Below are 15,192 nucleotides of genomic sequence, written 5' to 3'. Positions count from 1 at the left end.
CTACAGGCCCACGGCCTTGCGCAGGGCGTCCACGCGGTCGGTGCGCTCCCAGGTGAAGTCGGGCAGCTCACGGCCGAAGTGGCCGTACGCGGCGGTCTGGGCGTAGATCGGGCGGAGCAGGTCGAGGTCGCGGATGATCGCGGCCGGACGCAGGTCGAAGACCTCGTCGATCGCCTTCTCGATCTTTTCCGTGTCGACCTTGTGGGTGCCGAAGGTCTCGACGAAGAGGCCGACGGGCTCGGCCTTGCCGATCGCGTACGCCACCTGCACCTCGCAGCGGGAGGCCAGGCCCGCCGCCACCACGTTCTTGGCGACCCAGCGCATCGCGTAGGCGGCCGAGCGGTCCACCTTGGACGGGTCCTTGCCGGAGAAGGCGCCGCCGCCGTGCCGGGCCATGCCGCCGTAGGTGTCGATGATGATCTTGCGGCCGGTCAGGCCGGCGTCACCCATCGGGCCGCCGATCTCGAAGCGGCCGGTCGGGTTGACCAGCAGGCGGTAGCCCTCGGTGTCCAGCTTGATGCCGTCGTCCAGGAGCGCCTTCAGCTCCGGCTCCACGACGAACTCGCGGATGTCGGGGGCGAGCAGCGACTCCAGGTCGATGTCGCTCGCGTGCTGCGAGGAGACGACGACCGTGTCGAGGCGGACGGCCTTGTCGCCGTCGTACTCGATGGTGACCTGCGTCTTGCCGTCCGGGCGCAGGTAGGGGATGGTGCCGTTCTTGCGGACCTCGGACAGCCGCTTGGACAGGCGGTGAGCCAGGAAGATCGGCAGCGGCATCAGGGTCGGCGTCTCGTCGGAGGCGTAGCCGAACATCAGGCCCTGGTCGCCGGCGCCCTGCTTGTCCAGCTCGTCGTCGTCGCCCTCGACCCGGGACTCGTAGGCCGTGTCGACACCCTGCGCGATGTCCGGGGACTGCGCGCCGATCGACACCGAGACACCGCAGGAGGCGCCGTCGAAGCCCTTCTTGGAGGAGTCGTAGCCGATCTCGAGGATCTTGTTGCGGACCAGGGTCGCGATGTCCGCGTAGGCCTTGGTCGTCACCTCGCCGGCCACGTGCACCAGGCCGGTGGTGATCAGCGTCTCGACGGCGACACGGGAGGACGGGTCCTCGCGCAGAAGCGCATCGAGAACGGTGTCGCTGATCTGGTCAGCGATCTTGTCGGGGTGACCCTCGGTCACGGACTCCGAGGTGAACAGGCGACGGGACACAACGCTCCCTGTGGTTGCAGCGGCTGCTGGCTGATCATTTGCGGCGACGCGCAGGGCTGCGCCCGGCGTCGACCGTGAACAGTTTATCGGTCGCACTCGGCCAATGGGCCACCGTCTCGCCTCTCGGGAGCGCTGTGACCTGCGGCACGGGCATTCTGCACAATGCCGGGCGGCGTGGCCAGGTGCCGCCGCCCCCGATTTGATCGTTCTCCGGGCGCGCCGTCAACCGGGCGCCCGGGGCCCGTGTGCGTCAGCCCAGCCGCCGCACGACAAGATCCCAGACGATCTCGGCCAGGGCTTCCTTGGGGCCGTGCGGCACCGGTGTCTCGCCGCCGTCGGCACCCAGTACCACGGCCTCGTTCTCCTCGGAACCGAAGGTCTTGCGCTCCCCCACCTCGTTGACCACGAGCAGGTCACAGCCCTTGCGGGCGAGCTTCGCCCGGCCGTTGGCGAGGACGTCGTCGGTCTCGGCGGCGAAGCCCACGATCACCTGTCCGGGCCGCGCCCGGTCGGCCGAAACCTCCGCGAGAATGTCCGGATTCCGTACCAGGACGATCGGGTCGGGTTCCTGGCCGTCCCTCTTCTTGATCTTGCCGGTGGCGTAGGCCGCCGGGCGGAAGTCGGCCACCGCGGCGGCCATGACGACCGCGTCGGCGTCCGCCGCCGCCTTCAGGACGGCCTCACGCAACTGGACCGCCGTGCCGACCGGCACGACGTCCACGCCCGCCGGGTCGGGCAGACCCGTGTTGGCCGCGATCAGGGTGACCCGGGCGCCGCGGGCGGCGGCGGTGCGGGCGAGGGCGTAGCCCTGCTTGCCGGAGGAGCGGTTGCCGAGGAAGCGGACCGGGTCGAGGGGCTCGCGGGTGCCGCCGGCGGAGACGACGACGTGCCGCCCCTCGAGGTCGGGCCCGGTGACGCCCCGGGCCAGCACCCGGCGGCACACCTCGAAGATCTCCCCCGGGTCGGGCAGCCGGCCCTTGCCGGTGTCGACGCCGGTGAGCCGGCCGACGGCGGGCTCGACGACGACGGCGCCGCGGCGGCGGAGCGTGGCCACGTTCTCCTGGGTGGCCGCGTGCTCCCACATCTCGGTGTGCATGGCGGGGGCGAAGACGACCGGGCAGCGGGCGGTCAGGAGCGTGTTGGTGAGCAGGTCGTCGGCGAGGCCGTGGGCGGCCTTGGCGAGCATGTCGGCCGTGGCGGGCGCGACGACCACCAGGTCGGCGTGCTGGCCGATGCGGACGTGCGGGACCTCGTGGACGTCGTCCCAGACCTCGGTGGAGACCGGGTTGCCGGACAGCGCGGACCAGGTGGGGGCGCCGACGAAGTGCAGCGCGGAGGCGGTGGGTACCACGCGGACGTCGTGGCCCGACTCCGTGAACCTTCTCAGCAGCTCGCAGGCCTTGTAGGCGGCGATGCCACCGCTGACCCCCAGGACCACCCTCGGCTTGTCCGCCATCTCTCGCCATCTCTCCCGGCTCGCCAACGTACGAGGCAACGTACGAGTCCATCACACACCACAGGCCCGGCAATGTGCTGCCGGGCCTGTGGACAAGTCAATCGCAGTCTGAAAGTACTACTGCGCCGGGCCCTCAATGGCCTCGGACGTCAGCAGACCCGCGTTGATCTCACGCAGGGCGATCGAGAGCGGCTTCTCGTGGACGTGGGTGTCGACGAGCGGACCGACGTACTCGAGGAGACCCTCGCCGAGCTGCGAGTAGTACGCGTTGATCTGGCGGGCACGCTTGGCCGCGTAGATCACGAGGCTGTACTTCGAGTCGGTGGCCTCGAGAAGCTCGTCGATCGGCGGGTTGATGATGCCCTCGGGCGCGGTGATGGAAGAGGACACGCTCTACCTTCCGATGGGTGGGAAAAGATCATTCGTGATCACACACTCGTGATCACACAACATCCATCAAGGCTAGCAGCTCGCGCGCCACGTCCTCGACGGAGGTGTTGACCAAGGTCGTGTCGAACTCCGGTTCGGCCGCCAGCTCGGTCCTGGCCGCCTCCAGGCGGCGCTCGATGACCTCGGGCTGTTCGGTGCCCCGGCCGGTCAGCCTGCGCACCAGCTCCTCCCAGGAGGGCGGAGCCAGGAACACCAGCTGGGCGTCGGAGAGGGACTCCCGCACCTGCCGGGCGCCCTGCAGGTCGATCTCCAGCAGGACCGGCTCGCCGTTCTCCAGCCGCTCCAGCACGGCCGCGCGGGGCGTGCCGTAGCGGTTGCCGGCGAACTCGGCCCACTCCAGCAGCTCGCCGTTGGCGATCAGCTTGTCCATCTCCTCGTCGGTGACGAAGAAGTAGTGGACTCCGTGCCGCTCGCCGGGGCGGGGCTTGCGGGTCGTCGCCGACACCGAGAGCCAGACCTCGGGGTGTTCCTTGCGCATATGGGCGACGACCGTGCTCTTGCCGACCCCCGAGGGGCCGGAGAGCACGGTCAGCCGCGGACGTACGTCCGGGGGCTCGGGGGTCGTCCCCCGGAATGTTGCAGCCATGCAGCGATTATTCCAGCAATCCCGGAGTGCCCGGGACTCCCGGTCCGGAAAGGCCCGGACTCAGGAGCCGGTGCTGCCGAACTCACGCTCCAGGGAAGCGATCTGGTTGGAACCGAGACCGCGCACGCGGCGGCTCTCGGAGATGCCCAGACGCTCCATGATCTGCTTGGCGCGGACCTTGCCCACGCCCGGCAGGGACTCGAGCAGTGCGGAGACCTTCATCTTGCCGATGACGTCGTTCTCCTGGCCCTGCTTGATGACCTCGTGCAGGGAGGCGCCGGAGTGCTTGAGTCGATTCTTGACCTCGGCCCGCTCCCGGCGAGCCGCGGCGGCCTTTTCGAGCGCGGCTGCGCGCTGTTCGGGGGTAAGGGGCGGAAGAGCCACGCCTACGTCACCTCGGATGTCGAACTGTCGGATACGGACCGGTGAGGAACCTAGTCGCCCCACACCTGGGGAGCCACGAGCAACACGCGTCGCCCGTTCTCCCCCACTACCTAAGGGGTGTGGGGGTGTCCCCACAGCTCGGAGACTAGCGGTCAAGTCCGCCAGAGTCAGCGAGAACAGCGGAAAAGTCCTGGTCAGCCTCCGCCAGGCCGGACATTTCAGACATAATGCCCGCGATTTGAGGATGTATTCACACTCAAGTCGCCGGGCCGCCGCTCGCCGGGGCGCACATCGGAGGTCTCAGGCGCCCGCCACGGCGGCCTGGATCTCCTCCGCGAACCGCTCGGCGGCCGCGCGCAGCACCCCGGCGTCGGGACCGTGCCGCAGCACACCCCGGCTGACGTTCGGCACGACGTTGCGCAGCGCCGACCCGAACACCTTCGGAAGGTCGGCCGGCGTCGCGCCCTGGGCACCGACGCCGGGCGCGAGGAGCGGGCCGTTGATGGCGAGGTCGTACGACGACAGGTCCCCGACCGTGGCGCCGACGACGGCACCGAAGGAGCCCAGCGGCTCCTCGCCCGCGTTCTCGGCGGCCAGGTGGGCCAGCATGGTCGCGCCCACGGTACGGCCGTCGGTGCGGACGGCGTGCTGGACCTCCGGGCCCTCCGGGTTCGAGGTCAGCGCCAGCACGAACAGGCCGGCGCCGCTCTCCCGGGCCAGCGCGACGGCCGGGCTGAGCGAGCCGTAGCCGAGGTACGGCGAGACGGTCAGGGCGTCGGAGAACAACGGGGCGTCCTTGTGCAGGTAGGCCTCCGCGTATCCGGCCATGGTCGAGCCGATGTCGCCGCGCTTGGCGTCCATCACGACGAGGGTGCCGGCCGCGCGCGCCTCCTGGACGACCTTCTCCAGGACGGCGACGCCACGGGAACCGAACCGCTCGAAGAAGGCGCTCTGCGGCTTCATCACGGCGACCCGGTCGGCGACCGCCTCGACGACCGTGCGGCTGAACCGCTCCAGACCGGCCACGTCGTCGTTCAGCCCCCACTCGGCGAGCAGGGAGGCGTGCGGGTCGATGCCGACGCACAGCGGGCCGCGCTCGTCCATGGCGCGGCGCAGTCGGGCACCGAAGGGCTCGTACGAGGTCATGCGGACTTCCTCACGTCGGCGCCGACCGCGTCGGCGAGGGTGGCGTACGGGCTGGTGCGCAGGCGCGCGGCGAGGCCCTTGTGGATCGCGCGGCACCAGAAGGGGCCCTCGTAGATGAAGGCGCTGTACCCCTGGACCAGCGTGGCACCGGCGAGGATGCGCTGCCAGGCGTCCTCGGCGGTCTCGATGCCGCCGACGCCCACGAGCGTGATGCGGTCGCCCACGCGCGCGTAGAGGCGGCGCAGCACCTCAAGGGAGCGGGCCTTGAGCGGGGCGCCGGACAGGCCGCCGGTCTCCTTCACCAGCGAGGGCGAGGACGTCAGACCGAGGCCCTCGCGCGCGATGGTCGTGTTGGTCGCGATGATGCCGTCCAGGCCCAGCTCGACGGCCAGGTCGGCGACGGCGTCGACGTCCTCGTCGGCGAGGTCGGGGGCGATCTTCACCAGGAGGGGGACGCGCCGGTTGGCCACGGTGCGGTCGGCGGCCTCACGGACGGCCGACAGGAGCGGACGCAGGTGGTCCACCGCCTGCAGATCGCGCAGGCCGGGGGTGTTCGGCGAGGAGACGTTGACGACCAGGTAGTCCGCGTACGGCGCCAGGCGCTCGGCCGACTTCACGTAGTCGCCGACGGCCTCCGCCTCCGGGACGGCCTTGGTCTTGCCGATGTTGACGCCGACGGTGGTCCTGAAGACCGGCCGGCGCGAGGCGAGGCGGGCGGCGACGGTCAGCGAGCCGTCGTTGTTGAAGCCCATGCGGTTGATCAGCGCGCGGTCGGCGACGAGCCGGAACAGCCGCTTCTTCGGGTTGCCGGGCTGCGGCTCGCCGGTGACCGTGCCGATCTCGACGTGGTCGAAGCCCAGCATCGTCATGCCGTCGATCGCGACGGCGTTCTTGTCGAAGCCGGCGGCGAGCCCGAAGGGGCCGTGCATGCGCAGGCCGAGGGCCTCCGTGCGCAGCTCCTTGTAGCGGGGCGCGAGGGCGGCCGCGACGAAGGTGCGCAGCACGGGGATGCGAACGGCGCGGCGGATCCAGCGGAAGGCCAGGTGGTGGGCCTGCTCGGGGTCCATGCGCCGGAAGACCAGGTTGAAAAAGATCTTGTACATGGTGTCCTCATGAAGAGGGGGACACCGTTTCCGGTGTCCCCCTGCAGGGCTGCTAGTCGCGTGCCGCGGTCAGGTGTTCCGCGTGTTCCTGGAGCGATCGGACGCCCACGTCGCCGTGGTTGAGGGCGTCGATGCCCTGGACCGCCGCCGCGAGTGCCTGGACGGTGGTCAGGCACGGCACCGAGCGCGCCACGGCGGCCGTACGGATGTCGTAGCCGTCGAGGCGGCCGCCGGTGCCGTACGGGGTGTTGACGATGAGGTCGACCTCGCCGTCGTGGATGAGCTGCACGATGGTCTTCTCGCCGTTCGGGCCGGTGCCCTCGGACTGCTTGCGCACCACGGTGGCGTGGATGCCGTTGCGCTTGAGGACCTCGGCGGTGCCGGAGGTGGCCAGCAGCTCGAAGCCGTGGGCGACCAGCTCCCGCGCCGGGAAGATCATCGAGCGCTTGTCGCGGTTGGCGACCGAGATGAACGCGCGGCCCTTGGTGGGCAGCGGGCCGTAGGCGCCCGCCTGCGACTTGGCGTACGCCGTGCCGAAGACGGAGTCGATGCCCATGACCTCGCCGGTGGAGCGCATCTCCGGGCCGAGGACCGTGTCGACGCCGCGGCCCTGGATGTCGCGGAAGCGCGACCACGGCATGACGGCCTCCTTGACGGAGATCGGCGCGTCCAGCGGCAGCTCGCCGCCGTCGCCCTGCTTCGGGAGCAGGCCCTCGGCGCGCAGTTCGGCGATGGTCGCGCCCAGCGAGATACGGGCGGCGGCCTTGGCGAGCGGCACCGCGGTCGCCTTCGAGGTGAAGGGGACCGTACGGGAGGCGCGCGGGTTGGCCTCCAGGACGTAGAGGATGTCGCCGGCCATCGCGAACTGGATGTTGATCAGGCCGCGCACGCCGACCCCGCGGGCGATGGCCTCGGTGGAGGCGCGCAGGCGCTTGATGTCGAAGCCGCCGAGGGTGATCGGGGGCAGGGCGCACGCCGAGTCGCCGGAGTGGATACCGGCCTCCTCGATGTGCTCCATCACGCCGCCGAGGTACAGCTCGGTGCCGTCGTAGAGGGCGTCGACGTCGATCTCGATGGCGTCGTCCAGGAACCGGTCCACGAGGACCGGGCGGGAGGGGCTGATCTCGGTGGACTCGGCGATGTAGGCGGCGAGGCGGGTCTCGTCGTAGACGATCTCCATGCCGCGCCCGCCCAGCACGTACGACGGGCGTACCAGGACCGGGTAGCCGATCTCGTCGGCGATGGCCTTGGCCTCGGCGAACGTGGTGGCGGTGCCGTGCTTCGGCGCCGGCAGGCCCGCCTCCGCCAGCACGCGGCCGAAGGCGCCGCGGTCCTCGGCGGCGTGGATGGCCTCCGGCGAGGTGCCCACGATCGGCACGCCGTTGTCCTTCAGGGCCTGCGACAGACCGAGCGGGGTCTGGCCGCCCAGCTGCACGATGACGCCCGCGACCGGGCCGGCCTGCTGCTCGGCGTGGACGATCTCCAGCACGTCCTCCAGCGTCAGCGGCTCGAAGTACAGCCGGTCGGAGGTGTCGTAGTCCGTGGAGACGGTCTCCGGGTTGCAGTTGACCATCACGGTCTCGTACCCGGCGTCGGACAGCGCGAAGGAGGCGTGGACGCAGGAGTAGTCGAACTCGATGCCCTGGCCGATGCGGTTCGGGCCGGAGCCGAGGATGATGACGGCCGGCTTCTCGCGGGTCGCGACCTCGGACTCCTCGTCGTAGGCCGAGTAGAAGTACGGCGTCTTCGCGGCGAATTCGGCGGCGCAGGTGTCGACCGTCTTGTAGACCGGGCGGATGCCGAGCGCGTGCCGGACCTCGCGGACGACGTCCTCGCGCAGGCCGCGGATCTCGGCGATCTGCTGGTCGGAGAAGCCGTGCCGCTTGGCCTCGGCGAGCAGCTCACGGGTCAGCTCGGGCGCCTCGGCCAGCTCGTCCGCGATCTCCTTGATCAGGAACAGCTGGTCCACGAACCACGGGTCGATCTTCGTGTACTGGAAGATCTCGTCCGGGGTGGCGCCCGCACGGATCGCCTGCATAACGGTGTTGATCCGGCCGTCGGTGGGCCGGCGGGACTCCTCCAGGAGCAGCGACTTGTCACCGGGGACGCCGGTGAAGGTGAACTGGCTGCCCTTCTTCTCCAGCGAGCGCAGCGCCTTCTGGAAAGCCTCGGGGAAGTTGCGGCCGATGGCCATGGCCTCGCCGACCGACTTCATGGTGGTGGTCAGCGTGGAGTCGGCCTGCGGGAACTTCTCGAAGGCGAACCGCGGGGCCTTGACGACCACGTAGTCGAGCGTGGGCTCGAAGGAGGCCGGGGTCTCCTGCGTGATGTCGTTCGGGATCTCGTCCAGGGTGTAGCCGACGGCCAGCTTGGCGGCGATCTTGGCGATCGGGAAGCCGGTGGCCTTGGAGGCGAGCGCCGAGGAGCGGGACACGCGCGGGTTCATCTCGATGACGATCACACGACCGTCCTCGGGGTTCACCGCGAACTGGATGTTGCAGCCGCCGGTGTCGACCCCGACCTCACGGATGACGGCGATGCCGATGTCGCGCAGGATCTGGTACTCGCGGTCGGTGAGGGTCATCGCCGGGGCGACGGTGATGGAGTCACCGGTGTGCACGCCCATCGGGTCGAAGTTCTCGATGGAGCAGACGACCACGACGTTGTCGTGCTTGTCGCGCATCAGCTCCAGCTCGTACTCCTTCCAGCCGAGGATGGACTCCTCCAGGAGCACCTCGGTGGTCGGCGAGAGGGTGAGGCCCTGGCCGGCGATGCGGCGCAGCTCCTCCTCGTCGTGGGCGAAGCCGGAGCCGGCGCCGCCCATGGTGAAGGACGGGCGGACGACGACCGGGTAGCCGCCCAGGGTCTCGACGCCCTTGAGGACGTCGTCCATGGAGTGGCAGATGACCGAACGCGCGGACTCGCCGTGCCCGGTCTTGCGCCGGACCTCCTCCACGACGTCCTTGAACAGGTCGCGGTCCTCGCCCTTGTGGATCGCCTCGGGCTTGGCGCCGATCAGCTCGACGCCGTACTTCTCCAGGACACCGTTCTCGTGCAGCGAGATGGCGGTGTTCAGGGCCGTCTGGCCGCCCAGGGTGGGCAGCAGGGCGTCGGGGCGCTCCTTGGCGATGATCTTCTCGACGAACTCCGGGGTGATCGGCTCGACGTAGGTGGCGTCGGCGATCTCCGGGTCGGTCATGATCGTCGCCGGGTTGGAGTTGACGAGGATCACGCGCAGGCCCTCGGCGCGCAGGATGCGGCACGCCTGGGTGCCGGAGTAGTCGAACTCGGCGGCCTGGCCGATGACGATCGGGCCGGAGCCGATGACCAGGACGGACTGGATATCGGTGCGCTTAGGCACGCTGGCCCTCCATCAGGGAAACGAAGCGGTCGAACAGGTAGGCGGCGTCGTGCGGGCCCGCTGCCGCTTCGGGGTGGTACTGGACGGAGAAGGCCGGCTGGTCGAGCAGCTGCAGCCCCTCCACGACGTCGTCGTTCAGGCAGACGTGCGAGACCTCGGCGCGGCCGAACTTCGTGTCGCTGACCTTGTCGAGCGGCGCGTCGACGGCGAACCCGTGGTTGTGCGCGGTGACCTCGACCTTGCCGGTCGTACGGTCCTGGACCGGCTGGTTGATGCCCCGGTGGCCGTACTTCAGCTTGTAGGTGCCGAAGCCGAGGGCGCGGCCGAGGATCTGGTTGCCGAAGCAGATGCCGAACAGCGGGGTCCTGCGCTCCAGGACGGCGGTCATGAGGGCCACCGGGCCGTCGGCGGTCGCCGGGTCGCCGGGGCCGTTGGAGAAGAACACACCGTCCGGGGCCACGGCGTAGACCTCGTCGGCGGTGGCGGTGGCGGGCAGGACGTGGACCTCGATGCCGCGCTCGGCCATGCGGTGCGGGGTCATGCCCTTGATGCCGAGGTCGATCGCGGCGACGGTGAACTTCTTCTCGCCGACCGCGGGGACGACGTACGCCTCCTTGGTCGCGACCTCCTCGTAGAGGCTCGCGCCCTTCATGTGCGGCTGGGCCTGCACGCGCGTGAGGAGCTCGGACTCGGCGGCGATCGCCTCGCCGGAGAAGATGCCGGCGCGCATCGAGCCGCTCTCGCGCAGGTGGCGGGTGAGCGCCCGGGTGTCGATGCCGGAGATGCCGACCACGCCCTGGCGCTCCAGCTCGTCGTCCAGGGAGCGCTTGGCGCGCCAGTTGGACGGCACGCGCGCGGGGTCGCGCACGACGTAGCCGGAGACCCAGATGCGGCTCGACTCGTCGTCCTCGTCGTTCCAGCCCGTGTTGCCGATCTGGGGCGCGGTCGCGACCACGATCTGGCGGTCGTATGACGGGTCGGTCAGGGTCTCCTGGTAGCCGGTCATGCCGGTGGAGAACACGGCCTCGCCGAAGGTCTCCCCCACGGCCCCGTAGGCGCGGCCGCGGAAGGTGCGGCCGTCCTCCAGGACGAGTACGGCGGGAACCCTGGCGGCTCCCCTGGTGGAGGTCGTCATCGTGCGCCTTCCGTGTCGTTGGTCATCTGGTTCAGGGTGTCGACCCATTCGGTGTGCTCGGCCGCGTGGTCGGAGCGGAAGCCGGAGTCGATCAGCTTGTCGCCGAGCGCCCAGGTCACCACCAGCAGCCCGCCCTCGGTGAGGACCTTGCCGGCGATGCCCTTGTCCAGCCGGGCACCGCGCAGTGCGGCGGTGGGGACGAAGAAGTCGCTCGCTCCGGGACGCTCGACCTCCAGCCCTTGCTCCGTCAGGGTCAGCTCGGCCCGGCTGCGGGTGCCCAGGCCGTGGGCCACGATGCGGTCCAGCCACTGGCCGGCGGTGGTGGAGCCGTGGTAGCGGCCGCTCATGCTCAGTTTCGCCGGGCCGGTCTCCTCCGGCGCGCTGGGCGGCGCGGGCAGGTCGCCCTGGAGGGTGCCGCGCCACTTCCAGCCCTCGCGCATCAGCCAGTAGACGAGCGCGATGAAGAGGGCGAGTCCGACGAGCCAGCCGATGCGCGCCGGCCAGTCGGTGACCTCGGCCGACTTCTTCGCCTCGGCCAGCAGGATTACAGGTGTCACGTGAGCTTCCCGTCGACGAGCGTGGCCTTGCCCCGCAGCCACGTGTGCGTCACACGGCCGGGCAGCTCCCGCCCCTGGTAAGGGGTGTTGCGGCTGCGCGAGGCGAAGCCCGCGGGGTCCACCTGGCCACGGTATTCCGTGTCGACGAGGGTGAGGTTGGCGGGCTCACCAGCCGAGACGGGACGGCCGTGCCCGGTGGCCTGTCCGATCTGCGCGGGCTTGACGGACATCCGGTCGGCGACGCCGGCCCAGTCCAGCAGGCCCGTGTCGACCATGGTCTCCTGGACCACTGACAACGCGGTCTCCAGGCCCACCATCCCCATCGCGGCCGCGGCCCACTCGCAGTCCTTGTCCTCGTGCGGGTGCGGGGCGTGGTCGGTGGCGACGATGTCGATCGTGCCGTCGGCCAGGGCCTCGCGCAGGGCGTGCACGTCCCGCTCGGTGCGCAGCGGCGGGTTGACCTTGTAGACCGGGTTGTACGTGCGCACCAGCTCGTCGGTGAGGAGCAGGTGGTGCGGGGTGACCTCGGCGGTGACGTCGATGCCGCGCGACTTGGCCCAGCGGACGATCTCCACGGATCCGGCGGTCGACAGGTGGCAGATGTGGACGCGGGAGCCGACGTGCTCGGCGAGCAGCACGTCCCGGGCGATGATCGACTCCTCGGCGACGGCCGGCCAGCCGCCGAGGCCCAGCTCCGCGGAGACGACGCCCTCGTTCATCTGGGCGCCCTCGGTCAGCCGCGGCTCCTGCGCGTGCTGGGCGACGACGCCGCCGAAGGCCTTCACGTACTCCAGCGCGCGGCGCATGATCACCGCGTCGTCCACGCACTTGCCGTCGTCGGAGAAGACGGTGACCCCGGCGGCCGACTCGTGCATGGCGCCCAGCTCGGCGAGCTTCTTGCCCTCCAGCCCGACGGTGACGGCACCGATGGGCTGCACGTCGCAGTAGCCGTGCTCCTGGCCGAGCCGGTAGACCTGCTCGACGACGCCGGCGGTGTCGGCGACCGGGAAGGTGTTGGCCATGGCGAAGACGGCCGTGTAGCCGCCGGACGCGGCCGCCCGGGTGCCGGTGAGCACGGTCTCGGAGTCCTCGCGGCCCGGCTCGCGCAGATGGGTGTGCAGGTCGACCAGGCCCGGCAGCAGCACCTTGCCGGCGGCCTCGACGACCTCGGCGCCCTCGGCGGACAGACCCGTGCCGACCGCCTCGATCACCTCGCCGTCGATCAGCACGTCCTGCGGCTCGCCGCCGAGCACCTTCGCACCACGGATCAGGATCTTGCTCATGGGTCTTACTTCTCCTCGGTACGAGAGTGGGTGACGGCGGGCTCGTTGCCACCGAGCAGCAGGTACAGGACGGCCATCCGGATGGAGACGCCGTTGGCGACCTGCTCGACGACGGTGCAGCGGCCGGAGTCGGCGACCTCGGCGGTGATCTCCATGCCGCGGACCATCGGGCCGGGGTGCATCACGATGGCGTGCTCGGGCAGCCGGGCCATGCGGTCGCCGTCGAGGCCGTAGCGGCGGGAGTACTCGCGCTCGGTCGGGAAGAAGGCGGCGTTCATCCGCTCGCGCTGGACGCGGAGCATCATCACCGCGTCGCTCTTGGGCAGCGTGCTGTCGAGGTCGTAGGACACCTCGCACGGCCATGTCCCGACGCCGACCGGCACCAGGGTGGGCGGGGCGACGAGGGTGACCTCGGCGCCCAGGGTGTGCAGCAGGTCCACGTTGGAGCGGGCGACCCGGCTGTGCAGGACGTCGCCGACGATGGTGATCCGCTTGCCGGACAGGTCCTGGCCGAGGCCGGCGTCCCGGCCGATCAGCCGGCGGCGCATGGTGAACGCGTCCAGCAGGGCCTGGGTGGGGTGCTGGTGGGTGCCGTCGCCGGCGTTGATGACGGCCGCGTCGATCCAGCCGGAGTTGGCGAGGCGGTAGGGGGCTCCGGAGGCGCCGTGCCGGATGACGACGGCGTCGACTCCCATGGCCTCCAGGGTCTGGGCGGTGTCCTTCAGGGACTCGCCCTTGGAGACGCTGGAGCCCTTGGCGGAGAAGTTGATGACGTCGGCGGACAGGCGTTTCTCGGCGGCCTCGAAGGAGATCCGCGTGCGGGTGGAGTCCTCGAAGAAGAGGTTGACGATCGTGCGGCCGCGCAGGGTCGGCAGCTTCTTGATCGGCCGGTCCGCGACCCGGGACATCTCCTCGGCGGTGTCGAGGATCAGGACGGCGTCGTCGCGGGTGAGGTCGGCGGCCGAGATGAGATGACGCTGCATCTGTCAGGCTCCGTAAGGCAGTTCATTCAGGAGATTCGGGGCAAAACGGCGCGTGTGAGGGCATGCTGAAGCAGCCCGGCGCCCGAGTTGCTACTGGCCGGTCTTCACACCGAGCAGCACGGTGTCGCGACCGTCCTCCTCGGCGAGCTGGACCTTGACCGTCTCCCGCAACGACGTGGGGAGGTTCTTGCCGACGTAGTCGGCGCGGATCGGCAGTTCCCGGTGGCCGCGGTCGACCAGCACGGCGAGCTGCACGGCACGCGGGCGCCCGATGTCGTTCAGGGCGTCGAGGGCGGCGCGGATGGTGCGGCCGGAGAAGAGCACGTCGTCGACGAGGACGACCAGCTTGCCGTCGATGCCGTCACCGGGGATCTCGGTGCGGGCCAGCGCACGCGGCGGGTGCATGCGCAGGTCGTCGCGGTACATGGTGATGTCGAGCGAGCCGACCGGGACCTTCCGGTCGGTGATCTGCTCCAGCTTCACGGCGAGCCGCTGGGCGAGGAAGACACCCCGGGTGGGAATGCCGAGGAGCACCACGTCGTCGGCGCCCTTGGCGCGCTCGACGATCTCGTGGGCGATACGGGTCAGCACCCGCGCGATGTCGGGGCCCTCGAGAACGGGCCGCGCATCGGATGCCTGCGGGTGAGCAGACGAGTCGTGCTTGTCCATACGAAACGGACCTCCTTCTCCGCCTCACGGGACGGACCTTAAAGGACGTCGGATTTGCGCCATCCACCGTAGCAGGTCCCGGCGAGGACCTCGATCACCCCCTCGGCCCAATCGGCCGTCACTACCACGGAAGAGTCGGTGTGGACCATTCGGCTTGACGCGCGAGAGTCACGCTGCGTAACCTCACAGTGAGTTACCAGCCGCGCGGCGGGAACACCCTCCGGCCGCGTCGACACAGTGTCCGGGGAGCTATATGTCCAGCGAATACGCCAAACAGCTCGGGGCCAAGCTCCGGGCCATCCGCACCCAGCAGGGCCTTTCCCTCCACGGTGTCGAGGAGAAGTCCCAGGGTCGCTGGAAGGCCGTGGTGGTCGGGTCCTACGAGCGCGGCGACCGTGCGGTGACCGTCCAGCGGCTCGCCGAGCTGGCCGATTTCTATGGCGTTCCCGTGCAGGAGCTCCTGCCGGGCACCACGCCGGGCGGCGCGGCCGAGCCCCCGCCGAAGCTCGTCCTCGACCTGGAGCGGCTGGCCACCGTGCCGGCCGAGAAGGCGGGCCCTCTGCAGCGCTACGCGGCGACGATCCAGTCCCAGCGCGGTGACTACAACGGCAAGGTGCTCTCCATCCGCCAGGACGACCTGCGCACACTCGCCGTCATTTACGACCAGTCCCCCTCGGTCCTGACCGAGCAGCTGATCAGCTGGGGCGTCCTGGACGCCGACGCGCGCCGCGCCGTGGCCACCCACGAAGAGGCCTGAGCCGCTCAGTACCAGCGCAGAAACGTGGCGGGGGAGGGGGGGGGGGGGGGGGGGGGGAGGGGGGGGGGGGGGGGGGGGGGGGGGGGGGGTGGGCGGAGCAGCGACCGCAGGCG

14 protein-coding genes are annotated in these 15,192 nt (G+C 70.4%); 1 reads left to right on the top strand and 13 read right to left on the bottom strand.

From position 1 onward, the window contains the following. The 13 genes from metK to pyrR form a co-directional block, all read right to left on the bottom strand. Window positions 1-1,209: a methionine adenosyltransferase gene (gene metK / locus ACZ7HQ_RS33165; RefSeq protein ID WP_470998077.1), complete on the bottom strand. Its 1,209-nt coding sequence runs from the start codon at window positions 1,207-1,209 to the stop codon at window positions 1-3. A gap of 250 nt (window positions 1,210-1,459) precedes the next feature. Next, on the bottom strand, window positions 1,460-2,665 hold the full coding sequence (gene coaBC / locus ACZ7HQ_RS33160) for a bifunctional phosphopantothenoylcysteine decarboxylase/phosphopantothenate--cysteine ligase CoaBC (RefSeq protein ID WP_470998074.1): 1,206 nt from the start codon (window positions 2,663-2,665) through the stop codon (window positions 1,460-1,462). Window positions 2,666-2,782: 117 nt separating this feature from the next. Further along, the gene (gene rpoZ / locus ACZ7HQ_RS33155; protein WP_005319902.1) at window positions 2,783-3,055 is read right to left on the bottom strand and encodes a DNA-directed RNA polymerase subunit omega; all 273 of its coding nucleotides are present in this window, start codon (window positions 3,053-3,055) and stop codon (window positions 2,783-2,785) included. Between the two features lie 52 nt (window positions 3,056-3,107). Then, the gene (gene gmk / locus ACZ7HQ_RS33150; protein ID WP_470998071.1) at window positions 3,108-3,701 is read right to left on the bottom strand and encodes a guanylate kinase; all 594 of its coding nucleotides are present in this window, start codon (window positions 3,699-3,701) and stop codon (window positions 3,108-3,110) included. A gap of 60 nt (window positions 3,702-3,761) precedes the next feature. Further along, on the bottom strand, window positions 3,762-4,085 hold the full coding sequence (locus ACZ7HQ_RS33145; RefSeq protein WP_003977346.1) for an integration host factor: 324 nt from the start codon (window positions 4,083-4,085) through the stop codon (window positions 3,762-3,764). 300 nt (window positions 4,086-4,385) lie between these two features. Next, window positions 4,386-5,231, bottom strand: coding sequence for an orotidine-5'-phosphate decarboxylase (gene pyrF / locus ACZ7HQ_RS33140; RefSeq protein ID WP_470998069.1), 846 nt, complete (start codon window positions 5,229-5,231; stop codon window positions 4,386-4,388). Then, window positions 5,228-6,334 (bottom strand): quinone-dependent dihydroorotate dehydrogenase, encoded by a 1,107-nt coding sequence (locus ACZ7HQ_RS33135; RefSeq protein ID WP_470998066.1) that lies wholly within the window; start codon window positions 6,332-6,334, stop codon window positions 5,228-5,230. Before ACZ7HQ_RS33135 ends, pyrF begins: the two co-directional genes overlap by 4 nt. A 52-nt stretch (window positions 6,335-6,386) precedes the next feature. After that, window positions 6,387-9,695: a carbamoyl-phosphate synthase large subunit gene (carB, locus tag ACZ7HQ_RS33130; protein ID WP_470998064.1), complete on the bottom strand. Its 3,309-nt coding sequence runs from the start codon at window positions 9,693-9,695 to the stop codon at window positions 6,387-6,389. After that, a complete protein-coding gene (gene carA / locus ACZ7HQ_RS33125; RefSeq protein WP_470998061.1) occupies window positions 9,688-10,830 on the bottom strand; it encodes a glutamine-hydrolyzing carbamoyl-phosphate synthase small subunit in 1,143 nt (380 codons plus the stop codon). The genes carB and carA overlap by 8 nt, the downstream gene beginning before the upstream one ends. After that, entirely contained in the window at window positions 10,827-11,387 is a 561-nt protein-coding gene (locus ACZ7HQ_RS33120) for a PH-like domain-containing protein (protein WP_470998059.1), read from the bottom strand. The genes carA and ACZ7HQ_RS33120 overlap by 4 nt, the downstream gene beginning before the upstream one ends. Then, entirely contained in the window at window positions 11,384-12,670 is a 1,287-nt protein-coding gene (locus ACZ7HQ_RS33115) for a dihydroorotase (protein WP_470998057.1), read from the bottom strand. Before ACZ7HQ_RS33115 ends, ACZ7HQ_RS33120 begins: the two co-directional genes overlap by 4 nt. Window positions 12,671-12,675: 5 nt before the next feature. Continuing rightward, the gene (locus ACZ7HQ_RS33110) at window positions 12,676-13,653 is read right to left on the bottom strand and encodes an aspartate carbamoyltransferase catalytic subunit (RefSeq protein ID WP_470998055.1); all 978 of its coding nucleotides are present in this window, start codon (window positions 13,651-13,653) and stop codon (window positions 12,676-12,678) included. Window positions 13,654-13,743: 90 nt separating this feature from the next. Further along, window positions 13,744-14,322 carry a bifunctional pyr operon transcriptional regulator/uracil phosphoribosyltransferase PyrR gene (gene pyrR, locus ACZ7HQ_RS33105; RefSeq protein ID WP_470998052.1) on the bottom strand — a complete coding sequence of 193 codons (579 nt, stop codon included), beginning with the start codon at window positions 14,320-14,322 and terminating at the stop codon, window positions 13,744-13,746. A gap of 253 nt (window positions 14,323-14,575) precedes the next feature. On the opposite strand from pyrR, the gene bldD reads away from it, so the two are divergent. Further along, entirely contained in the window at window positions 14,576-15,079 is a 504-nt protein-coding gene (gene bldD, locus ACZ7HQ_RS33100; protein WP_014671524.1) for a transcriptional regulator BldD, read from the top strand. The last annotated feature ends 113 nt before the right edge of the window (window positions 15,080-15,192 follow it).

Source organism: Streptomyces sp. NPDC037290, assembly GCF_055603245.1.
This window is presented reverse-complemented; position numbering and strand designations above follow the sequence as displayed.